This is a genomic window from Pseudomonas sp. GZJR-8 (assembly GCF_002916705.1).
GTDB classification, from domain to species: domain Bacteria; phylum Pseudomonadota; class Gammaproteobacteria; order Pseudomonadales; family Pseudomonadaceae; genus Aquipseudomonas; species Aquipseudomonas synxantha_A.
Genome location: NZ_JXSI01000008.1, coordinates 74,571 through 98,281 on the forward strand (window position 1 = coordinate 74,571; position 23,711 = coordinate 98,281).

A 23,711-nucleotide genomic window follows, 5' to 3' on the forward strand; every position below is an offset into this window, starting at 1 on the left:
AACGCCCAGTTGCAACGAGAATTTGAAATGGATGTTCGCCAATTTGCCTTCCTGGTTCGCCAGCCTTCTGCTGCCCTGAAAAGCCGTGACGCGTTCCTCGGCCTGCCCAAACGTGGCCTGGCGCTGATCCTGGCCAATGCGCTGTTCTGGCAACCGCTGCTGGCCCAGGCCGAAGGCATCGTGGTCAGCGCCCCCGGCACCACAGTGGGCGCGGCGGGCAATGGCGTGCCGGTAGTGAACATCGCCACCCCCAATGGCAGTGGCTTGTCCCACAACCAGTTCAAGGACTACAACGTCGGCACCAACGGCGTGATCCTCAACAACGCCACCGAACGCACTCAATCGACGCAACTGGGCGGCATCATCCTGGGCAACCCGAACCTGCAGGGCCGCGCTGCCAATATCATCCTCAACGAAGTCAACGGTGGCAGCCCGAGCCAATTGCGCGGCTACACCGAAGTGGCGGGCCAGTCGGCCAAGGTCATCGTCGCCAACCCCTACGGCATCACCTGCAGTGGCTGCGGCTTCATCAACACCCCCAACGTTACCCTGACCACCGGCAAACCCATCCTCGATAACGGCCGCCTGGACCGTTACCAAGTCGATGGCGGTGCCGTGACTATCGACGGCCAGGGCTTGAACGCCAGCAACGTCGACCGCTTCGAAATCATCACCCGCTCGGCCAAGATCAATGCGCAGATCAATGCGCGCAACTTGAGCGTGGTTGCTGGGCGCAATGATGTAAATGCGCAGACCTTGAACGCCACCACCCGCGCCGATGACGGCAGTGCCAAGCCGGAGCTGGCGATTGACTCGACGGCGTTGGGTGGGATGTATGCCGGGGCGATCAAGCTGGTGGGGACTGAAGCCGGTGTGGGCGTTAAGCTCGACGGTGCGTTGATGGCCAGTGGGGGGGATATTCAGCTCGATGCCAATGGACGCTTGAGCATGGCTAATGCCAAAGCCAGCGAAGCGGTGGTGGTCAAGGCCGGTCAATTAGACGCTGCTGGGGCTGTGTATGCCGGCACGCGAATCGATCTGCAAACCACAGCGGGCCTGAACAACCAGAAAAGCCTGGCGGCCCGCGACAGTATCACCGTTACCAGCGGTGGCACGGTGGTCAACAGCGGCATCATCGAAGCCGGTGTCAACGCTGATGAAAGCCGCAATGCCAATGGCGATGTCAGCCTGCACGCGGCGAACCTGAGCAATAGCGGCAGCGTGGTTGCCAGCCGAACCCTCACCGCGACAGCCAACCAAACCTTGAACAATCAAGGTGGCACATTGAGCGGTATAGACGCCGTGGTTAACGCCGGCCAACTCGACAACCGTGGCGGTCGTGTATTGGGGAAGGACTCGCTCAAGGTCACGGCCACCGGCCTGGATAACCGCACCAATGGTCTGCTGCACAGTGAAAACAGCACCGACGTTACGGTAACCGCTGCACTGGATAACCAGAGCGGTCGCGTGATCGGCCTCAAGAACCTGGCGCTCAACGCCGGCCAACTGACTAACGATAGCGGTCTGGTTGCCAGCCAGGCGCAGGCCCGTGTAACCGCCGGGCAGTTGAGTAACCAGGCGGGTGAAATCTCTGCCAGCCAGACCACCGTGATTGCCACGAACCTGGATAACCGTTCCGGCAAATTGTTGGGCAGCAACCTCAACGTGACCGCCAGCGGTGCCATCGATAACCGCCTGGGGATTTTCTCCGCCACCAGCCTGACGGTACAGGCGGCCAGCCTGGATAACCGCGACAAAGGTTCCATCGCCAGCCAGGGCGTGATCAACCTGACCGTCGCCGGGCTGCTGGACAATCGCAATGAAGGCAACCTCGTCAGCCAGGGGGCTCATCAAATAACCGCAGGGCAGTTGAACAACAGCCAGGGCGGCCTGGTGTCCAGCAAAACTACCCTGGCGTTGCACGGCGACAGCCTGATCAACCAGGGTGGCCTGGTCATTGCCGACGGCGCGCTGACCCTCACCGGCGGCGATCTGGATAACAGCCAAGCGGGCGTGATCAGCACCAAGGCCGTAGCGCACGTGCAACTGAATCAGTTGAACAACAGCAACGGTGGCAAGTTGGGCAGCGATGGTGCGCTGACCCTCAACGCCGACCGGCTCGAAAACAGCGCCGGTCGCATCAGCGCCAAGGGCGACTTGCAGGCAACGGTCGGTGTGCTCAATCAACAAGCGGGCGAACTCGTCAGCGACGGTGCGCTGAACCTGACCGGCACGTCCCTGGATAACCGCAACGGCGGCCTTATCGCTGCCACCCACGGCGTGGACCTGCGCAGCCAGACCATCCTTAACCAGCAAGGCGAGATATCCAGCCAGGCAAAGGTGCTGGTGGTCGCCGATCAACTGAACAACACCACCGGCAAGGTGATCGGCGACAGCGGCCTGACGCTCACGGTCCAACGTCTGCTCAACCAGAGCAAAGGCCTGCTGGCGGGGCGTGAGAGCCTTGTGTTGAACGGCGCCCAACTGGATAACAGCCAGGGTGGTCGTATCAGCAGCCAAAAAGACCTGAATATCACCCTGACCGGCGACCTGCTCAACCAAGGGCAGGGCACGCTGCTCAGCGAGGGCGCGTTAACCGTCAAGGCCGGTACGCTGGACAACAGCCAGGGCGGCATTTTGTCCGCAGCCAATGTGTTGTCGATCACCACTCAGGGCCAGTTGAACAACCAGGCAGGCAAACTACTCGCCGATGGCACAGCCACGCTGGTCAGCGCTGCGCTGAACAACAGCCAGGGCGGTGTGATCAGCGCCAAGCAACAGGTGGACGTGCGCAGCGCCGGCATGGACAACAGCAAGCGCGGCAGCATCAGCAGTGACGCTGGCATCACCCTCAACGCAGGGCGACTGGACAACAGCCAACAAGGTTCGATCTTCGCCAAGTCCACGGTCAAGGCAACCCTGACCGGGCTGGACCAACATGATCGTGGCGAGCTGGTCAGCAACACCAACATCGAACTGGACTTGAACCATGGGCAACTGATCAACCGCGACCACGGCCTGATCGCGACACCGGGCCAACTGCTGCTGAACAACCTGGGCAACGTCGACAACAGTCAGGGCGGTGAAATCTCCAGCACCCAGTCATTCCTTTTGATGGCCGATGCGCTGAATAACCGCGGCGGCAAAGTCATCAGTGGCGACAGCCTGCAGGTACGTATCGCCAAGGCGCTGGATAACAGCGTGGAAGGTGTACTGTCCGCCAAGAGCGTTCTGCAAGTGGCAGCCGACAGCCTGGACAACCAGGCCCGTGGCGCGCTCGCCAGCCGTGGTGCGCTGGACCTGAAGGTCACCGGTGTGCTGGATAACCATAACCAGGGGCAGATATCCGCCGCTACGGTTTTGACTATCACCTCAGGCTCCTTGAACAACAGCGACAAAGGTAGCCTCTCGGCCGGCACGCTACAGACGCTCAACACCGGCGCGCTGGACAATCACCAGGGCGGACGAATCGTCAGCGACGGTAGCCAGACCGTCACTGCCGCCAATGTGGATAACCGTGCGGGTGTGATCGGCAGTCAACAGGCGCTGAACCTGACCACTGCCAACCTCGATAACACTGCCGGGTTGATCAACAGCCAGGCGGACCTGACCCTGACCGGGCAAACAGTCGACTCAAGCCTGGATGGCGAAATCTCAGCCAAGGGCGACTTGAAGCTCATCGTCCAACAGCTGATCCAGCGTCAGGGCCGCTTGATCGGCGAACGCGCCGTAACCCTCGACCTGCAAGGCGGCAATCTCGATAACAGCGCAGGCTTGATCAGCGCCAAAGGCCCGCTGACCTTCGCGCGCCTGGCTAACCTGACCAACCGCGAACAAGGCGAAATCTCCAGCCAGACGGCGTTCACCGTCGCCGCCAAGCGCATCGACAACGGTGATCGCGGGGTCATCCTCAGTGCCGATCAACTGCGCCTTGAAGCGGATACAGTGGTCAACGCCAACAAGGGCTTGATCTCCGGTTGGAATGGCCTGGCGGTAGTGGGCGGCAGCCTGGACAACAGTGCCGAAGGTACGTTGTCGAGCAAGAGCGGCACCCTGCAAACCAGCCTCACCGGCGCGTTGGATAACCACGCAGCGGGCGCTCTGGTCAGCCAGGGCAAACAAACCCTCAGCGCGGCCAGCCTGAACAATGACCAAGGGATCATCTCCGGCCAGGCCGATGTTGACCTCACCGTTGCCGGTCGCCTGGACAACGGCAACAGCGGCTTGATTTCTGCCGGTCAACAGCTGGACTTCAACAACGCCCAGAGTGAAATCCTCAACCGTGGCGGCCAGATCAGCGCGGCCAATATCTCCCTGACCGGTCAAAGCCTGGACAACAGCGGCGGGCAACTGATCAGCCAGGGCACCCTGGAAGGCACCCTCAGTGGTGCGCTGATCAACGCCAACAACGCCCGTCTGGCCAGTGGAGCAGCCTTGTTGCTGAACGCCGCCAGCCTGGATAACCGTGGCGGCCAACTGGTCAGCCAGGATCGACTCGACCTGACCCTTGCCAACGGCGACCTGGATAACAGCGCCAAAGGCACGCTCGCCAGCCAGAAAGACCTGCTGATCAAGCTGTTGGCCGGTGACATCCACAACCAGCAAGACGGCTTGATTTACAGCCAAAAAGGCAAGCTGGATCTTGCCGCTCAAGCGCTCAACAACCAAAAGGGCACGCTGCAAAGCCAGACCGAAAACCGCTTGCGCCTCAGTGGCGCCCTGAACAACCAGGGCGGTCGGGTCGACAGCCTCAGTGGCAACCTGGACCTGGAAGCGGCCAGCGTAACCAACACCGCAGGCGGCATCCTCAACAGCAGCAAGGGCTGGATCAAGCTGGTCACCGGCCTGTTCGATAACGGCAGCGGCATCACCCAGGCGCAATCGCTGGATATCACAGCCAGGGACGGGTTGCTCAACCAGATGGGGCATCTGTCGGCGCTGGGCGGTGAAAACCGCATCGTCACCAGCACCTTGAATAACCAGGGCGGCGGTGTGTATGCCGACACCTTGCTCAAAGTCACGGCCGCGAACTTCGATAACCAGGGCACTGAGGTCGGTAATGGTGGCAAGGTCGGCGCCCGCGCAATTGATTTCGGCCTGACAGGCACGCTGAGCAACAGCTATGGCCTGATTGAAAGCGACGACACCCTGCGCCTTGCCGCGCAAACCATCAACAACGTCAGCGGCAACCTGCGCGCCATGGGCCGGGTCGGCACCACCGATATTCGTACCACGGGCCTGTTCGATAACCGCTTCGGCGCGCTGGAAAGCGCCAACGAAACCCTCAACCTGCAAGCTGGCAGCCTGGACAACAACGGTGGGCGCATCGTGCATACCGGCACTGGCACGTTTGACCTGACCTCCGACCAGGTCACCCGTGCCGGTGGCAGCTTCGTCACCAACGGCCAACTGGATATCAAGGCAGCAAGCTGGACCAACAACAGTGTGATCCAGGCCGGACGACTGAACTTGGGCATTGGCCAATTCACCCAGACCGCCAGCGGCCAATTGCTCGGCGCACAAAGCCTGACCGGCACCGGCGACACCTGGACCAACGACGGCCTGCTGGCCAGTGACGGCACCCTCAAGTTGACCCTCACCGGCGGCTATAGCGGTAACGGCTGGGTCAGTAGCCTGGGCGACATGACCCTCGCCGCCGCCAACATGGACCTGGGTGAGAATGCTCGTATTGGTGGTGGTGCAATCACCCAGGTCACGAGCACCAACGTCCTGACCAATCGTGGTCGCGTGACCTCGGTAGGCAACCTGACGGTCAACGCTGCCACCCTGAACAACTACGGCACCCTGGGCGGCTCCGAGAATGTTCGCCTCAACGCCACGCATCTGCTCAATGAAAAAGGCCTGTTGTTCAGCGGCAAGGACATGACCTTGCGCGTCAACGACTTCAGCAACCGCTTTGGTGATGTCTACAGCCTGGGTGGCCTCGACATCGCACGCGATGATGCCAACGGGCGCAGTGCACTGATTGAAAACGTCTCCGGTACCTTGGAAAGCGACGGCAACATGCGCTTGCTGACGGATACCCTGAGCAACCGCCGCGACCAGTTCACCACGGAGAAAAGCCTGGTCTCCGGGAGCATCGGTGTCTACGGCAACGATTACTGCAAAGGTAAAGGCTGCGAGCTGAGTTTCAGCGGCGTCGAAACCTATGAGGACGTCATCAAAGGCAGCTCCGCCTCCGCGTTCATCAATGCCGGTGGTGATCTCACGGTAGGCAGCCAGACGTTCGATAACCTCTACAGCTCGGTATCGGCCGCTAAAAACATCCTGATCAACACCGACGTGCTGAACAACACCGGCGCTGCCGGCGGTGAGCAGCGTAATTTCGGTTACGCCTACTACACGCGTAACCGGTCGGCTTACTCATTGCTGATGAGCGAAGTCGAACAGTTCAACCGTAGCAACGATCCCAGCTCAAGTGACTATAAGCCGGGTCAGTACACGTTCGACCAGTTCATTGAGAAGACGAGGTTCTCGGACACCTTCTTCACATCACCTATCGACTACACCGTCCCCACCGCTGGCAGCGTGATCGCCCAAGCGGTGATCCAGGCAGCCGGTTCGGTCACCGTTAACGCAACCAAAGAAATCAACAACAGCGTCATCCGCCCGAACGCTACCAACATCGACACCCCGGCGGCCAACCGCAACACCAACTCGGATGTATTTGCCTCCACCGTAAAACCGGCAATCACCGCGCAACTTCCTCCGGACCTGGCCCAGCGCCAGGTCAACCCGGTGACCTTGCCCGGCTTCAGTTTGCCGACCAGCCAGAACGGCCTGTTCCGTCTCAGCGGCCAGGCAGCGAAAGGCGGCGCAGCGAGTAAAGCGGACACCGCCACCGGGGACTTTAGCGTCAACGGGCGTGTCATCACCGCCGCTGACCGCGAGAAAACCCTCGACTACACCGCCGTGCAAGAACGCGGTTTCAACCTCGACGGCCAGCCCGTCAGCGGCGCAGTCAACGGCCAGGGCCCGTTGGTCCTGGACGGCCGCACACCGTCGATCACCCGCGTGCAAGGCCTGCCGGAAATCGCCCCGGTGGATAACAGCCACAAATACCTGATCGAAACCAACCCGGCGCTCACCGACCTTAAGCAATTCATGAGCTCCGACTACCTGCTGGGCAAACTCGGCTACAACCCCGACGCCAGCTGGAAGCGCCTGGGCGACGGCCTGTACGAGCAGCGCCTGATCCGCGAAGCCGTGGTGGCCCGTACCGGCCAGCGCTACATCAACGGCATCGCCAGCGATGACCAACTGTTCCGCTACCTGATGGACAACGCCATCTCCTACAAGGACTCACTCAACCTGCAACTGGGCGTATCCCTCACCGCCGAGCAAGTCGCGGCGCTGACCCACGACATCGTGTGGATGGAAGAAGCCGAGGTCAACGGCCAGAAAGTCCTGACCCCGGTGCTCTACCTGGCCCAGGCCAACAACCGCCTGGCCCCCAACGGCGCGCTGATCCAGGGCCAGGACGTGAGCCTGATCACCGGCGGCGACCTGCACAACAGCGGCACCCTGCGTGCCACCAACAACCTGAACATGGTCGCAGGCAACATCGACAACAGCGGCCTGATGCAAGCGGGCAACCGCCTGGAAATGCTCGCCACCGACTCGATCCGCAACAGCCGTGGCGGCATCGTCAATGGCCGCGACATCAGCGCCACCGCCGTGACCGGCGACATCATCAACGAACGCACCGTCACCACCTTCAAACAGGACGGCCAGGGCTACCAATTGCGCAACGACGTGGCCAGCGAAGCCTCACGCTTCGAAGCCACCGACACGCTCAAGCTGAATGCCGGGCGCGATGTGCTCAACGTCGGCAGCAACCTGAAAGCCGGTGGCAACGCCAGCGTGACCGCCGGGCGTGATGTGCTGATCGCCAGCCAGACCGAACAGGACGACTACGCCTACCAACTCCGCCGCATCAGCGGCACCGAGCAAACCATCCTGCAACACGCCTCCGCCGTGGACGTGGGCGGCAACCTCGCCATCGACGCCCGCCGCGACATCGCAGTCGTCGCCAGCACCGTAAGCGCGGCAAAAGACCTCAGCGTCAAAGCCGGCGAAAACCTGACCCTGGCCGCCGCCGCCAACGAACAACACGACTACTCCAAAGGCAAAAAAGGCGGCACCAAAACCACCACCCAACTGGACGACGTCACCCAACAAAGCGCCGAACTCAAAGCCGGCGGCGACCTGATCGCCATCGCCGGCACTGACCTCACGCTAGTCGCGAGCAAAATCAGCGCGGGCAACGAAGCCTATGTGCATGCGGATAACGAACTGCAAATGCTGGCGGCGCAGGACAGTCATTACTCGCTGTATGACATGAGCAAGAAGGGCAGTTGGGGCAGCAAGAAGACTCAGCGTGATGAAGTGACCGATGTGAGGAATGTCGGGAGCGAGATCAAGACTGGGGGGGATCTGACGCTGGAGAGCGGTGGGGATCAGAAGTATCAGGCGGCGAAGCTTGAGAGTGGTGGGGATATTGCGATTGTCAGTGGCGGGGCGGTGACGTTTGAGGCGGTGAAGGATCTGCATGACGAGAGCCACACCAAGAGCAAGAGTGACATGGTGTGGACGAGCTCCAAAGGCAAAGGCAACACCGACGAGACGCTACGTCAGACGCAGATGATTGCGCAAGGTAGCGTCGTGATTAAAGCGGTCGATGGTTTGAAGATTGATATCAAGCACATTGATCAGCACACCGTCAGCCAAACCATTGATGTGATGGTTAAGGCCGACCCGCAACTGGCTTGGTTGAAAGAAGCCGAGCAGCGCGGGGACGTGGATTGGCGCAAGGTCCAAGAAGTTCACGATAGCTTCAAGTACAACAACTCAAGCCTGGGTGGTGGCGCGGCGTTGGTCATCGCCATCATTGTCACTTACTTCACCTGGGGCGCTGGAGCGGGTCTTGTGGGAGCGGCGTCTACTACAACAACCGGTCTCGTTGCGAACTCGGTGGTTACTGCGGTCGCAGTCAAAGGCGCGACAAGTACCATCAACAACAAAGGGAACTTAGGCGATATTGCCAAGGATGTGACGTCGGGCGATAGCCTGAAAGGCTATGCAATCGCAGGGCTCAGTGGGGCGATAGCGAAGTTTGCCGGCGTCACCGGTGAATTCACTGCCGCAGACCTTGGGAGGCAATTGGCGGTCAACTCGGCGCTGAGAACTGTCACCAATGGCGGCAGTTTTACTAAGAATATCGGTCAAGCAGCTATTGATCTGACTGCCAGCGTTCTCTCTGGAATGATTTATGAGCGTGTGGGGACCGAACTCGTTGGTTCCAACCTTTCCACTAAGGTGGCAGTGCATGCGATTGTCGGAGGATTAATCGCCGAAGCGGCAGGAGGAGATTTCGCTTCTGGTGCTATTGCTGCTGGCGCGAATAAAGCCCTGATACAAACGTTCGGTGAGAAGTTATTCCCTGGCGAGGCCCACGATCGCGTGTTGGCCATGACTTCCCAGCTAATCGGAATGACGGTTGCGGCAGGTGTGGGTGGGAGTGCAAAAGACCAGGAGGTAGCGGGGTGGGTAGCGCAGCAGGGCACAATTTATAACGAGCTGCAGCACAAGGAGGTTGAAGCGCTCATTGGTGAGGCTAAAACCTGTACTGCAACAGACAGTTGCAGGGACGTCATCAATAAATATGCTGATTTGAATGAGGCTAACGAAAAACGCCTGAATGCTATTTGTGAAAGCGATCCTGCTAAGTGCAAGGAAGCTTATGGCGACTGGGTGGCGAGCTATGACAAAACCCATGAGATGATTTCTCAAGTACGAGCCCACGGTGACCTACCTGATGAGGTGGAACGCATGCTGGGGGCAGTTGACTTGCTGAACGTCAACTCCCGATTGAAGGTGGTTGGTGTAGGCATTGTCGATGGTGCTTTGCAGGCAGCGAGTAACGCGGCTGGGGAAGCAGGCGTTGACATAGCCCCTGAGACGGTGGGTATGCTTTCCAAGTGGACAGCTATGCTGTTTGGAGTTAAAAAAGCGGGCGGTGCAAATGCAAAGCCACTGGTAACTAAAGGAAGCGATGTAACTCCAGAAATTATCCAGAAAGCACTGAGGGATGACAAAACTATTAGTGCGCAAGATGGTGTTTCTCTGCCAATGATTCAACGGTACGTTGATAGGCTCCTTAAAGGGGATGTTGCTCCACCAATTAAAATGGATGGCAATGTTATTGTGGATGGGAATCATAGATATATTGCAGCTAAAATACTTGGTAAGGAGCCTGAGATAGATCCTGGTGTGTTGACTAGCTACAAAGCTAGTAAGAAAAGGCCAACCGTTAATCTTGAGATTTCACCTTTAGATTGGGATAACAGATGATTACTGTAAGGTTTGAGACGGGTGACAATTTACAGCTTCCTATTGAAAGCTTTGTCGGAGCGGATCTTAAGGGGATAGATTTTCATCGTGCTATATTTGAGTATCTGGATTTTAGTCGGGCTGATTTTACAGGTGGTGATCTGAGGAATTCCGTTTTTTATTTTTCTGTGTTAGATCATGTGTGCATGGAAAATGTTTCAATGGTTAATGCAATATTGACAGGGTCTAGAATGAGGGGGAGTAATTTGTCTGGGGCGTTACTAATGTATTCTGATTTTTCTAATGTGGATTTAGGCTTGGCAAATTTAAAGGGCGCTAATGTAGATGGTTGCGACTTTCGAGGCGCTGATTTTTCCGGGGCGGATGTCAGTGTTGTTGGGTTGGAAGCGTGTAAGCTTCAGGGGGGGGTATATAATAATTTAACTAAGTGGCCAGAAGGCTTCAGTCCAGGAGTTTATGGGTTGTTAAGAAAGTAAAAGGAAATGTTTTTTTTGTTTGAGGTTCTGGAAGTGAGAGCTAAAGAAGACTTGGAAAAAAAGGGGACAGATTTGAATGGCACTTACTTAACCTTCTTCGGATGCCCATTCTCGCGTACCTCGGCCCTTGCCAGCCTTCGTGCCTGCATCAGCATGGGGTAAGGCTTGGGTCTTCGTTTTACAGCGCGGGGCTCGATTCTACCGGGTCGATTTCCAACACGTTTTCGGGCAATCAATTTGAGCAGGCTCAACACGTCCTCGTCGTCTTCTCCCGCTCCGTAATGCCTCAGTGCAAGGCATAGCTGAAGGCTATGTTTGAAGCTCAGCTCTCGCGGTAAACAATCCTCCAATAGCGCCGATTGGGCCATGATCATCCGAATCAGATTATGCGCCAGCAGATACACCCATAACTCTTTGACGGCCATGGCAGGCGTCTTGCAGCTCAGCGTTTCAAGCCCCAGCGTTGTCTTGAGATTGCGCAGATCCAACTCAGCATGCCAACGGTCCTTGTACAGAGATTTCAGCCCAGCCTTGGGCGCTTGCTGTGGGCAGTTCAAGGTGGTCACCAGGATTTTTCCACCGGTTTTCAGTTCACGTACTGTCAGTGTTTGCGGTGCATCGTCGTAGTACGTCTGGCTCATCCAGGAGGGTCGTTGTGGGGGCTTTTTCAGCTCAACCAAATGATCTTCCGGACCCAACGATTGCCCAAGTTGAAAGTCGGTACTGCGCCGCCTGGCGCCGTATTGTTCGAACACACCATCGATCCCGCGACGTTGCAGTTCGCACAGCAAAAAGTACGTCGCGTAGTAGGCATCACCCAGCACAATGTCGCCTCGGTTCAGCGTGTCGAGCATCGTTCTGAGAAGTGTTTGTTCATCACCACCTTTGCCTCGAAAGCGTCCCAGCGAGGCGTCTAAAACGGAACCGCTGGCCAGGCAAATAATCCCAACCAAACGGCAGATGGGGAAACCCAGCCCGGGCTTCTGACCACGAGATTGCGGATAAGCCTCTTGGTTGGCGGCGGTGTCCGGCAGGGTCACCGTGGTGCCATCCATGAGGCGCACCGGGCGACCCATCCAGCGCCATGCCGCTGGCGCGTTGTGACTCATCGCAGATCCCGTGGAGCGCAACAATGTTGACACCATCTCTACCGGCAACCGCGCCCGTGCTTTGCAATAAGCGCCGGTGTGTACGCTGCTGGGCTTTAACCCATTGCAAGAGCGTTTGATTGAAAAGTCGTTCACGGCATTCTGGCAAGAGCGGTCTGCATTCATGGCCTGGGATTGCTGTTTTTTGCGTGCTGATGAGCGCGCTGCTGTTGATGCCTGACGATTTGACGTCTACGATTCACGCGGGCTGTCCTTGTTCGAGTGGTGTGTGTTCGCAACTATCACCGTAGACCAAGGACGGCCTTTTTTTCATTTTTTTTGCAGCTGAATCAGCTAGTTAGCTGTTAAGTAAGTGCCATTCAAATCTGCCCCCTTTTTTCCTCTTCGTTAAGGGCGATTTAGTATTGGTGAGAGAGTGTTTTATTCGGAGGCGTTTAGCAGTTGTTGGAGCTCTCCGCTTGCATGCATGTCTATTATGATATCCCTCCCGCCAATGAACTCTCCCTTAACGTAGAGTTGCGGGATGGTAGGGTAGTTGGAATAATCCTTTATTCCTTGTCGTAGCTCGTCGTCTTCAAGAACGTCAACTGTGTGTATCTTGGTTGGATCTAAGCAGGTCTCCAACATTTGAATGGCTTTTGCACTGAAACCATCCATAGGGTACTGTGCGGAACCTTTCATAAACAGAACGATATTGTGGCTTTGTACAATATCATCGATTCTTGTGTGTATGTTCATTACGGAACTTGTTTGAAAAATTTATAAAGTTTCCGGTGTATCAATAGGGGGATATGTTGCACGTATTCATATAGAGATTTATAGCCGTGTTTTTACTTGGTGGATACTGTCAAGTATGACAGTTGCTTGGTATATTTTGCTATGGGTTTAGAGGTATTTAGAAGTTTTGAATATAAAAGGGAGTGACTGGCGGAAGTTAAATATAAAGCCCTAGGTGGAGTTGCGGTGAGCGTCGCGGCTGAAATACGTATCTTTAGTTGTCAACATCCCTTCCTCGTAGAAAAAGGGGACAGATTTTTTTCCATGTCTAGTCCTGAAATAGGTTCACCCTGCCAGACAAACTCCGCGCACTCATCAAAAATATGCGCCAATGCATTTTCATATTTGCGTATATGCATATTCGCGTCTAGGGTTACCTCGAGCCAGATCGCAACGCCCCCATCAAATATGGGCCACCTTGAACGTCGATAGCTCAACAACACCGCTACACGTTTACCAGCAGGACGCTGGTTTTCACTCATGGAGGATTGAAAAATGTTATCCACTGAAACAACCCGACTCACCGGCGACACACCGCCCAATTGCCTGGTCGGTCATCTGATCGATCCGCAACTGGTCGAAGTCAAAGCGGCTGCTCAGCCCCAAGCAATGGCTGCCGCCAGTCTCAATTTCAGCATGCAGAGACAAACCCAGAGCAATTGGTGCTGGGCGGCGCTCTCTGCCTCGGTCGGCAACTACTACGGCACCGGGTCCTGGACCCAGTGCGGTGTAGCCAGCAGCGAGCTTGACCGCAACTGCTGCAACCAACCTGGACCGTGCAACGTCTACGGCTATCTGGATTCCGCCTTACGAACCACGCGCAGCTACAACGGCATGAATCAAGGCTCGTTGCAGATGTCGGCCATCCAGAACCAGATTAACAGGGGCCGCCCCATCGGTTTGCGTTGTGCCTGGTACGGTGGCGGTGCGCACTTTTTGGTGATCTATGGGACCAACGGCAACTACTTGTTGATCGCAGATTCGATCTACGGTTACTCGACCCGTGCGTTGAACGCGTTCCCTGGTTCGTACAACGGCGGCGGCAATTGGACCAACACTTACTTCACCGTAAAAAACTGAGGAGGGCTGCATCATGCAACTGATTTATCCAAAGGCGCCCTCAAACGGCGTACAGACACTGCGTCCGGCGTTGCAAGCCGCGCTGCAAACCCAGGGCCTGGGGCGCAATCACTCATTCGCGGCCGCCGCACCGGGCAACATCAGGCTGAGCGAAGCCTATCGTGGCTACTCGCTCACCCTCGAGGATTTGACTCAGGGTAAAGGTCTGAAAGACGCTGAGGTCGGCGATTGGCATTACTTGGTGTTTGCCGATGGCGTGACGATTGCGGATGCGCAATTGGCCGACGTAGGCGGGCATGTCGAGTTCGCCTCGCTCAACCACGGGCCCCTGGCTGCGGCGACGGTAGATGCGCTGAAAATGGCGGAACAGTCTCCGCAATTGCAAGGTAAAACCGTTGAGCTGCGAGTGCTGTTCATCTCGGCATTGCACGTTGTGGCAATCTGGCTGCACGCAGACAGCGAAGATGTTCTGATCCCGATTGAGCCGACCCCCAAGGAACTGGCGGTCACTCAGTTGTACAGTGAGGCGGCGCTGCTCATGCTGCTCAAACCGGCGGCTGATCAGGCCCGTAAGCGCTTCGACGCGGACACCAGTGGACTGTTGGGCAGTTGATCAACCCTTAGGTAATCACCGGACACTGTCCGGGTTTGCCTTGTAAATAAAGGCGCCGCCTGTAAAAAGGCGGCGTTGAATGGAGTTTTTCCATGATTCGTGCACCTTGGGGAAATAAGCAGTATTGGGATGATCATGAGGCAAAAGATCTGCAATGGATTGAGCGTGTCAGTAAGATTCTGTCGGAGCCTTCGGCTAATCCCGTATATAGAGCGCAATTTACATTCGACTTTGCCAAAGATAATTTGCGTGCGGCTATACGGGGCTACTCGAGTGGTGGAAATATTACGACGATTGCAACATTCTTCCCCGGCGTCCTGGATGCATGGGAAATTTCCAACCGAGAGTCCGACAAAATATGCGCTGAAAATGATCTTAAGACTTGCCGAGACTGGACCTTCGAACTAACCGATTTAAACCATTACATCTATTGTTTCTGGTTGGTGGGGCTAGCGCTTACTCTGGAGATTCCCGATGAGCAGTGGCTTCGATTGGTTGCGTTAATAGGTGATGGGGGGCAGGACATTCTGCTGGATCGGATCATTGCATACCGCCAACCAGAGCGGGAAATTGGGGAGAAGCTGCTACATGCCAAGCCATATGCGAGACTGCTCAAGGCAATTGATGCGCAACAGGCGCAGCAAGCAACTCTACTGCTGGCGTTCGTGGAGCATTGGTATCCAGAGCTGAACAGGCGCGGTAAACAGCAACCGTGGTGGTACATTTATGGTGATCCGGTAATGCACCCACTTGAGATGGGAAGCTACTTCGGCCGCTGGTGTTTTGAGGCGGTCGCCGCCGTGAAAGTATTTGGGCTTGAGGACAGCGATTGCATTGGGCACGAGCACTATCCGGGTGATTTGCTACATCCCAATGAGAAAGTGATACCAACACCTAATTCAAGTGCCGAGTCTGGGTGGTGGGGGTGGTTGCTGGGGCTGAAAAGCCGTAGAGACAGCAAAAGGCACTAGTATTGGTGTGGCAGTGGGAGAAGGGGATATGGTCTCCAATCCGAAATAGGCTTACACCTGTTTCGGGACTAAATATCCTTTTATCCGTCATCTTGCTATATGGCGTGAAGCTAGCGCTGTTTATTCTTTTTTATTAAAAGTCTCGGTATGTATAATAAAGAGAAGTATGAGATCAAGGTAATAAAGTAAATAATAAATAGCACGCCCGAAGAGAATATTGCATATGTGAATAGGTGTGTGCCAAACAATCGCCATTTCAAGTTGTGAGCCGCCAGATCATGCGGGTAAAAATAGCTCACGGATACGATCATATAGATAAAGCTCGATAAAACTATCAAGCCGAACAGATATTTGCTGATGGTCATGTTTGCATATTGATCGGCATCGATGATCATCCCCTTGCGGACCTTCAAGAAAAAGATCACCGCAAATATCGGTCCGAGCAAGCCAATGTAGTTTGTTATGACTGTGGAGCTGAAAGGGAAGTTAGACGACCAAAACCCTACCACGCCGAGCAGGTAGGTGTTTATGAAGCTTTCAATATTTGTATAGGGCGCGGATGTGGCCTTTGCAGGAAATAAAAAAGCTATGAAAAATATAGGTGCCATGGTCATTGCAATGAATAAATAGGGCAGAGGTATGCACTGTTTGATTGACTTGTTCATTGCTCGGAAATCCTGTTGTACGATTTTTAATCCTAACACGCTGGGCCCGGACAAGACTCGGCTCGCCCGGACCCTTTGTTTTAGTTAAGAATCAGGTTGTTGATCTCATCGACTTTGGCTGCATCAAAATAGGCAGCGGTGGCTGCCATCATCAAGGCCACCACGACGACTCCAGCGGCAGCCGACGCAAAAACAGGAAAGAAGAACGCCATGCTGGTGGCGAGCAAAATTCCAGCACCTGTGCCGACTGCCATCGCTTCAAGTTCAAGCATCAGAGGCTTCCAGTCGCCGGTTTGAAAACCGGAAACGGTTTTCTCGCGGATGGCTTCTGCTTGTACGACTTTACCGACCACACCGAATGCTTTGCCCAAACGGGTGATGTTATCCGCAAAGGTCGCCTTATCCAGTGCATTCAGCGCATCGACCACTGCTTGGGTGTCCAACGCATTCAGTTTCATAGCGGGGTTAGCGCTGATTTTCTCAAAGGTCGCCATTGCTTCTGCATAACTTCTGACTTTCTTGCCAGCGATCTCAGCTTGCATGTCTTGGGCGACTTTGCTCAAGTTGGCACCATATTTTTGAAGCATTTGTTCGTTGGCGGTCGATACGAAGCTGACAGCGTCTGTATAGGCAGCCTTTTCATCGGGTGTGAGCTCTTTGGTAACGGTAACTGCGGTTTCGCCTTTGATCACGACCTCAAAGGGCATAGCGCCATGAGCGTCAAATACGCTTTGAAGCGTATTTGCAGCCGCTTCGCCGATGGCCGCTTTGAAACCGGCAGGCATCGAATCGTAGGTGTGGTTGGCGGCGGATACGGAGCCGTTAAATTGATAACTACCGTCCTGACCCTTATTGAGGGTGCCTTGCAAGGTCAGGGAAAGATTGTCTATCCACGTTGCAAGCTGCCAGGACGTGGCGTCTGGCGTAAAAGGAATATTGCCAATGGAAATCGGCGACGTTCCAATTGGCGCTGAGGCTAGAACATCATTGAACACAGCGCTTGAGATGCTCGGTGAGTTCAGCCCGAATAGGTTGATTGAGGTTTCGGTTGGAGTACCTTTGCCGTAAAGAAAGTGTCCAACGGCCGCGACCGGAGTCAGGTCTCCGCCCGAGAGGCCTGGAGAGGAGGTTACGCCACCTGATTGGAAATATTGCTGGGCGTAATTCAAACCATGGCCAGAAGTCAGGCCCGGATTAAAGTAAAGGTAGCTATCTGCAAACGGCACCGATTGCAAATCATGGACGATCCCTGGCGCTGGCCCTCCTGTCATTCCCCAGGTGACCTGTTCGTTGGCGATTTTGATTAGCATCTCGCGCCACAACCCCTGGCGATAATAAGCAAAGCGTTCCAGCATCTGCCCTTGGAACACAACCGCCGGGTTCGGCGCGGGAAACGGCAGGCCTCCAGGATTTGCCGGGTAACCGGGCTCGGTGGCAGTGACGACGATGGGTGGAAGAACGATAGTCATGAGTCGATATCCTTATCGATATATATTTCGGTCAATTGCTGGGAATTACCCCTCTGGCTCGGCCTCGCCGCGCTGCTCGTCGCTAGCGATGAATCGGCATAAGATGAGGCCTGCTGATACTGTGTATCCATACAGTGAGGTTTTCAAGGCAAAAATATGCATTTGTGCATTTTTTCTGATGTACGGGTTATTTCCGCACTCAAGACGCGCCGAACGCTCCTGGCGGTCTGCCCTAGAAAGGAGAAACGATATGATGCCCACAGCCTCTTCCTGCAACTGCCGACATAGCGCGCTTCTCTCAAAACGAGCAAACGCCGCGATGGCCTGCTGAAATGAACGCGCCTACCGCATTAGCTGCGCTCGCCGCTAACTATGGACACGGCCACATCGTGGCGCCCCATCGACATGACGAGGGCCAGCTCGTTTATGCCATCAACGGTGTGATGCTGGTGTCGGTGGAGGCGACCGCCTGGGTGGTGCCTTCCGGGCATGCACTGTGGGTGCCCTCGGGGCTGGAGCATCAGATCCGCATGACCGGTGAAGTGCGTATGCGCACCTTGTTGATCTCGCCGGGGGCGCATCGTGGCTTGACGACGGAGTGCGAGGTCATCAGGGTTTCGCCGCTGTTGCGTGAGCTGATTATCGCTGCCGGGGATAAGCTCGACAGTGAGGCGGCATTGGTGCGCCACGCACAGATTGTCGAGTTGATTTTCTCGGAGCTCGACAGGGCACAAAGGGTGCTGGCGCATGTGCCGATTCCGGATGAGCCGAGGCTCAAGTTGTTGTGTGCGGGCTTTATCGACAACCCTTCCCAGGAATCGACACTGGAGAGTTGGGCGCTACAGCTCAATATGAGTTCGCGCACCTTGGCGCGGCTGTTCCGGAAGGAGTTGGGCATGAGTTACGGCGAATGGCGCAAGCGCACGCGGCTGTTGCTCAGCATGCAGCGGCTGGCCTGTGGTGTGTCGATCCTGGAAGTGGCGTTGGAGCATGGCTATCAGAGCCCGAGTGCGTTTACTGCGATGTTCAAGCGCACTATGGGTTACCCCCCGAGTAACTGTCGATTGGTGTGATTTGACTTGGCGATAGGCTTCCCTGTCAGCCTCGGTTCAAATGTGGGAGGGGGCTTGCCCCCGATGGCGGTAGGTCAGTTACAGATTTGCTAACTGATACTCCCTCATCGGGAGCAAGCCCCCTCCCACATTTGCCCCGAGTACTGCCAAGCCACCCCGCACCTTGTCCCAATCAAAACGATGGTTGTCCGGAACTCGGGAGATTCGCACTCCGTCGCGCTCTTACCCTGGGTCTCTACTTGGCCTTCTGGATTTCTTCGATGGGTTCGCCTTCTTTTCCCCCATGGCATGGCCGTGTTGCGCTGCTGGGCATTGCGCTGGCGTTGTCGGCGGGTTGTTCGTCCTGGGTTGCTCACCCGCCTGCACAGTCACATCCAGAGCGCATCAATACCCTGAGCCACTTGCCGCAAGGTGTTTCGGCCCGGGCATTACCCGAGCGCTGGTGGCAGTTGTACAACGACCCGAAACTCGATGGGCTGGTGCAGCAGGCATTGCTGCACAACCGCGACCTGGCGGCGGCCCAGGCCCATGTGCAGGCGATGCTGGCCGGGATCATGCAGGCTGATGCCGAGCGCTGGCCGGCCACCCAGGCGTCACTGGGCGCCGAGTACGGCAAGACGGCCGATGACCAGACCCTGGCCAAGGCCACCGATAGCCATGCGCCGTCACAGTGGGCGTTCAACCCGGGCTTTGAACTGGCTTATCAAGTGGATGTGTGGGGCCAGGTCCAGCGCAGCATCGAACGAGCCCAGGTGCAAGCCGCGGCGGCGCAGGACGCCGAGGACCTGTTGCGCATCACGGTCGTGGCGCAAACCACCCGCGCCTATGTGAATGCTTGTGCCCTCGGTGCTCGTGCCAAGGTCCAGCGTCATTCATTGGACGTGGTCGGGCGCAGCCTGGCGTTGATCGATCGCCAGCGCCAGGCCGGTGTGGTGACGGACCTTGAATACACGCGTATGCAAGCCTTGCAGGGCGAAACCCAGGCCTTGCTGCCGATGCTGGAGGCGCGTCGACAGGCTGCGCTGTATGAACTGGCAATGCTGACCGGCGTGGCTGATTTGGAACAAGGCGCTGGCGCTGCGAGCTGTGAGGTGGTTCCACACCTCAATGCCGAACTGCCGGTGGGCGATGGCTGGCAATTATTGGCGCGCCGCCCCGATATCCGTCAGGCCGAGAGAGCGTTGCAGGCGGCCACGCTGCAAGTGGATATCGTCCAGGCCGACCTGTATCCCAAGGTCACCTTCGGTGCTTCAGTGTCTTCCTCAGCCAACAAATTCCATGAGCTGGGCGACAGCAGCGCGGTGATGTTCGGCATTGGCCCGCTGATCACCTGGCAGTTTCCCAATTGGCGCGCCAACCGCGCGCGGGTCAACCAGGCGCGGGCGCTTGAGCAGGTGGAGGTGGCGCAGTTCGAGGCCAGCGTGCTCAAGGCCCTCAAGGAGGTGCGCCAGGCCCTGGCGTTATATGACGGCGAACGCCAGCGCCACGCGGCCTTGAGCCAGGCACTGGACAGCAGCCGCCACGCCTACAGGTTGGCCCAATTCAACTATGACGCCGGGTCTATCGACTTTCTGGACGTGTTGGACAGCGAACGTGAACTGATCCGTTTGCAGGCCACCCGCGCCGACGCCGACGGCCAGTTGCTGCAACGCCAGATCAGCCTGTTTCGGGCGCTTGGCGGTGGTTGGCAGCCTTCAGCGCACACCCACGCTCACACCACTTTTTCCGGTACCCAACCATGAATATCGCCGTTGATGAAAAAACTGCTGTCCAGGATGAACAGGCGCATACGCGCAGCCCACGCCGCAAAAGGCATCTGCTCCTGCTGGGCGGCGCTGCGCTGTTGATCGCTGCGGTGGTGTTCGGCGTGTACTGGATGACGGTCGGCCGCTACCTGGAACAGACCGATGATGCCTATGTGCGCGCCGACTGGATTCCTATCAGCCCGAAGGTCTCAGGCTATGTGGCCGAGGTGGTGGTGGAGGACGATCAGCCCGTCAAGGCCGGGGACGTGCTGGTGCGAATTGAGGACCGTGACTACCAGGCGCGCTTGGCACAAGCTCGTGCAGAACTGGCCGAGACCCAGGCCTCGGTGGCAGCGCAAGAGGCCAACTTGAAAGTCACTGACAGCCTGATCGCCCAGCAAAAAGCCGGCGTTGCCCAGGCTGAGGCTCACGCCCGCAGTGTGGCTGCAGAATTGCGCCGCGCAAGCCTCGACCAGCGCCGCTACGAAGGGTTGGTGCGCGACCACGCCGCCAGCGCCCAGCGTCTGGAAACGGCCGCCGCCAGCTACACCCAGGCCAATGCCGCGGTAGAAATTGCCAAGGCCATGCAACGCCAACAGGAAACCCGCTTGACCGTGGCCGTCACCCGACGCCAATTGGCCGAAGCTTCGCTCCAGCAGCAGATTGCCCGGCGCAGTCAGGCCCAGGCGCAGTTGAACCTGGCGACCCATGCCCTGGAAGACACTTTGATTCGCTCGCCCATCGACGGCGTGGTGGGGCAGCGCAAAGTGCGCACCCGCCAGTACGTCGCGCCAGGCTTGCCGCTGCTGGCAGTGGTGCCCTTGCAGCAGGCCTACGTGGTGGCCAACTACAAGGAAACCCAGTTGCGCGACATGCGTGCCGGCCAACCCGTGGACATCAGCATCGACAGCTATTCAGGACGCAAGCTCAAGGGCCATGTGATGAGTTTCTCGCCAGGTTCCGGGGCAGTGTTCGCGCTGTTGCCGTCGGACAACGCCACCGGCAATTTCACCAAGATCGTGCAACGCTTTCCAGTGAAGATCGTCATTGATGAGCATGACGAAGGCGGACCTATTCTGCCGGGCATGTCGGTGATCACCACGGTGGACACTCGCCCAGATAAGCAGGGCGCTGCACATGACTGAAGCGGCTGAAAAGAGCGTCTCCTTTCGCGCCTGGGTAGCGGTAATCGGGGGGCTGTTCGGCTGTTTCATGGCCGGCATGAACGTACACGTGACCAGCGCCGCGCTGCCGGAGATCGAGGGTTCCCTGGGGGCGACGTTCGAGGAAGGCTCGTGGATCTCCACCGCCTACCTGGTCGCGGAGATTGTGATGATCCCGCTTACCGCGTGGCTGGTGCAGGTGTTCTCCCTGCGCCGGGTGATGCTCGTGGGTTCGTTTGTGTTTTTGGTGGCGTCCATTGCCTGCTCCTGGGCGCCCAACCTTGCGGTGATGATCATCATTCGAGTGATCCAGGGCGCAGCCGGCGCGGTACTTATCCCCTTGTCATTCCAGTTGATCATCACCGAGCTGCCGCCAAGCAAGATTGCCATGGGCATGGCCTTGTTCGCCCTGTCCAACAGCGTTGCCCAGGCCGCCGGGCCGTCCATCGGTGGCTGGCTGACGGATGCTTATTCCTGGCGCTGGATTTTCTACCTGCAACTGGCCCCGGGTATTCTCTTGCTGCTGGCGGTGGCGTGGTCCATCGACGCCAAGCCCATGCAGTTGAGCCTGCTCAAACGCGGCGACTGGGGCGGCATCATCGCCATGATCGTTGGCCTGGGTGGCTTGCAGATCGTGTTGGAAGAAGGCGGGCGCAAGGATTGGTTCGGCTCCGATTTCATTGTGTGGATGTCACTGGTCGCAGGCGTTGCCCTGGTGTATTTCGTACTGTCGCAGCTGTATGGCAGCCGCTCTTTTATCAACCTGCGCCTGCTCAAGAGCTACAACTTCGGAGTGGCCAGCGCGGCGATGTTCATCTTCGGCGGGGCCACGTTCGGCCTGGTATTCCTGGTGCCCAATTACCTCTCCCAGTTGCAGGGTTACAACGCTCGGGAGATTGGTATCAGTCTGATCGCCTACGGCATGGTGCAACTGGTACTGGCGCCGTTCATGCCGCGCTTGATGAAGTGGCTCAACCCGAAACTGATGGTCGCCAGTGGCTTTTTCATCATGGCCCTGGGGTGTTACCTCGGTGCGCACCTGGACGTGGACAGCGCTGCCAACGTGATTATTCCTTCTACCGTGGTACGGGGCATCGGGCAGCCGCTGATCATGGTGGCGCTTTCGGTACTGGCGGTGTCCGGGCTGGCCAAAGACGAAGCCGGCTCTGCCTCGGCGTTGTTCTCCATGCTGCGTAACCTTGGCGGTGCCGTGGGTACGGCGGGCCTGACGCAGATCGTCGCCCTGCGCGAACGCTTTCACTCCGAGCGGGTAGGGGAGTCGATCACACTGTTTTCCCCGTCCTTGCAGGAACGCCTGCGCGCCAGCATGGCTGACAGCGAGGGTTTTATCTTCAACCAACTGTTGCCCGCTCAACAGCAGGTTATCGAGGGCTTGATCCACACCGTGCGTCGCGAGGCGTACCTGATGGCCTATAGCGATGCGTTCTATGTGTCCTGTATCGCGTTGATCTTGTGTGGTGTCGCGGCCTTGGCATTACGGCAGTCAGCCAAGAACGCTTAACCACGCCAAGGAGGTGTTGAACTTGTACAGCCCACTGCGTTTGGTTGGAGCCCACTATCTGCCCCCCGGAAAAGAGGAGCTCTCTCATGCAACAACCCGATACCCTGGTCCGTAACCCGCTCGGCAACCCTGTAGTCGCCCGCGTCACCGTGAATGGCGATGCGCGCAGCGTGTGGAGTATCGTCGGAGATTTTGCGGGTTTCGCGAAATTCATTCCGGCGTTGTCCCATATCGAAATGACGGGCGAGGGTGTGCGTTCGGTCCGCAAGAAACTGTTCAAGGACGGCAACGTGGTGATTGAGCAACTCAACACCCGTGAAGACCAAGCCATGACGATGACCTGGTCACTGATTTACACCTCACTGAATATCGGCAACCTGTGGGCGCTGATGGAAGTGGCGCCGCAAGGCCCGAACCAGAGCCTGGTGACCTGGACCATCATTGGCCAGCCCTACACTGGCGGCAAGGAGGATATGCCGGCGTTCGAAGCGTTCCTGCAAGGCTTTGCCGATGATGCGATGAAGAACCTGCAGGCGCTGTTCAACTGACATAGAACGAGCAGGCAGTGGCTGATTCCGTGGCGAGGAAGCTTGCTCCCGTTGGGGCGCGAAGCGGCCCTGAGAATAGGACTGCTGCGCAGTCCAGCGGGAGCAAGCTCCCTCGCCACAGAAGCA

The 23,711-nt window shown here is 57.2% G+C and carries 13 protein-coding genes and 1 pseudogene; 10 read left to right on the forward strand and 4 right to left on the reverse strand.

Annotated features, from left to right (window positions below; all coding sequences use genetic code 11):
* The first annotated feature begins 27 nt into the window (after positions 1–27).
* Both TK42_RS16980 and TK42_RS16985 read left to right on the forward strand, forming a co-directional pair.
* Positions 28–10,374: a filamentous hemagglutinin N-terminal domain-containing protein gene (locus tag TK42_RS16980; protein WP_256584600.1), complete on the forward strand. Its 10,347-nt coding sequence runs from the start codon at positions 28–30 to the stop codon at positions 10,372–10,374.
* On the forward strand, positions 10,371–10,850 hold the full coding sequence (locus tag TK42_RS16985; RefSeq protein ID WP_081883329.1) for a pentapeptide repeat-containing protein: 480 nt from the start codon (positions 10,371–10,373) through the stop codon (positions 10,848–10,850). The genes TK42_RS16980 and TK42_RS16985 overlap by 4 nt, the downstream gene beginning before the upstream one ends.
* An 83-nt stretch (positions 10,851–10,933) precedes the next feature.
* Here TK42_RS16985 and TK42_RS16990 read toward each other — a convergent pair.
* Both TK42_RS16990 and grxD read right to left on the reverse strand, forming a co-directional pair.
* Positions 10,934–12,133 (reverse strand): annotated as a pseudogene (locus TK42_RS16990) (IS4 family transposase); the annotation flags it as partial.
* Between the two features lie 246 nt (positions 12,134–12,379).
* The gene (gene grxD / locus TK42_RS16995) at positions 12,380–12,697 is read right to left on the reverse strand and encodes a Grx4 family monothiol glutaredoxin (RefSeq protein WP_103734715.1); all 318 of its coding nucleotides are present in this window, start codon (positions 12,695–12,697) and stop codon (positions 12,380–12,382) included.
* A 534-nt stretch (positions 12,698–13,231) separates the two neighbouring features.
* Here grxD and TK42_RS17000 point away from each other — a divergent pair.
* From TK42_RS17000 to TK42_RS17010, 3 genes are all read left to right on the forward strand, one after another.
* Positions 13,232–13,816, forward strand: a complete 585-nt coding sequence (locus tag TK42_RS17000; protein ID WP_103734716.1) for a papain-like cysteine protease family protein — start codon at positions 13,232–13,234, stop codon at positions 13,814–13,816.
* Between the two features lie 13 nt (positions 13,817–13,829).
* Positions 13,830–14,429 (forward strand): hypothetical protein, encoded by a 600-nt coding sequence (locus tag TK42_RS17005; protein WP_103734717.1) that lies wholly within the window; start codon positions 13,830–13,832, stop codon positions 14,427–14,429.
* A 92-nt stretch (positions 14,430–14,521) separates the two neighbouring features.
* Positions 14,522–15,400 (forward strand): PoNe immunity protein domain-containing protein, encoded by an 879-nt coding sequence (locus TK42_RS17010; RefSeq protein WP_103734718.1) that lies wholly within the window; start codon positions 14,522–14,524, stop codon positions 15,398–15,400.
* A 110-nt stretch (positions 15,401–15,510) separates the two neighbouring features.
* Here TK42_RS17010 and TK42_RS17015 read toward each other — a convergent pair whose 3' ends face one another.
* Positions 15,511–16,065 (reverse strand): hypothetical protein, encoded by a 555-nt coding sequence (locus tag TK42_RS17015; protein ID WP_103734719.1) that lies wholly within the window; start codon positions 16,063–16,065, stop codon positions 15,511–15,513.
* 80 nt (positions 16,066–16,145) lie between these two features.
* Positions 16,146–17,534 carry a lipid II-degrading bacteriocin gene (locus TK42_RS17020; protein WP_032879713.1) on the reverse strand — a complete coding sequence of 463 codons (1,389 nt, stop codon included), beginning with the start codon at positions 17,532–17,534 and terminating at the stop codon, positions 16,146–16,148.
* A gap of 332 nt (positions 17,535–17,866) precedes the next feature.
* Here TK42_RS17020 and TK42_RS17030 point away from each other — a divergent pair, with 332 nt between their 5' ends.
* The 5 genes from TK42_RS17030 to TK42_RS17050 all read left to right on the forward strand — a co-directional run bounded on the left by TK42_RS17030 (position 17,867) and on the right by TK42_RS17050 (position 23,585).
* Complete coding sequence (locus tag TK42_RS17030; protein ID WP_103734721.1) at positions 17,867–18,607, forward strand: helix-turn-helix domain-containing protein; 741 nt, start codon at positions 17,867–17,869, stop codon at positions 18,605–18,607.
* Positions 18,608–18,867: 260 nt separating this feature from the next.
* Entirely contained in the window at positions 18,868–20,349 is a 1,482-nt protein-coding gene (locus TK42_RS17035) for a TolC family protein (RefSeq protein WP_103734722.1), read from the forward strand.
* Complete coding sequence (locus TK42_RS17040) at positions 20,346–21,497, forward strand: HlyD family secretion protein (RefSeq protein WP_103734723.1); 1,152 nt, start codon at positions 20,346–20,348, stop codon at positions 21,495–21,497. The genes TK42_RS17035 and TK42_RS17040 overlap by 4 nt, the downstream gene beginning before the upstream one ends.
* Positions 21,490–23,037 carry an MDR family MFS transporter gene (locus TK42_RS17045; protein ID WP_103734724.1) on the forward strand — a complete coding sequence of 516 codons (1,548 nt, stop codon included), beginning with the start codon at positions 21,490–21,492 and terminating at the stop codon, positions 23,035–23,037. The genes TK42_RS17040 and TK42_RS17045 overlap by 8 nt, the downstream gene beginning before the upstream one ends.
* Before the next feature lie 86 nt (positions 23,038–23,123).
* Positions 23,124–23,585 carry an SRPBCC family protein gene (locus TK42_RS17050; RefSeq protein ID WP_103734725.1) on the forward strand — a complete coding sequence of 154 codons (462 nt, stop codon included), beginning with the start codon at positions 23,124–23,126 and terminating at the stop codon, positions 23,583–23,585.
* Positions 23,586–23,711 lie beyond the last annotated feature (126 nt).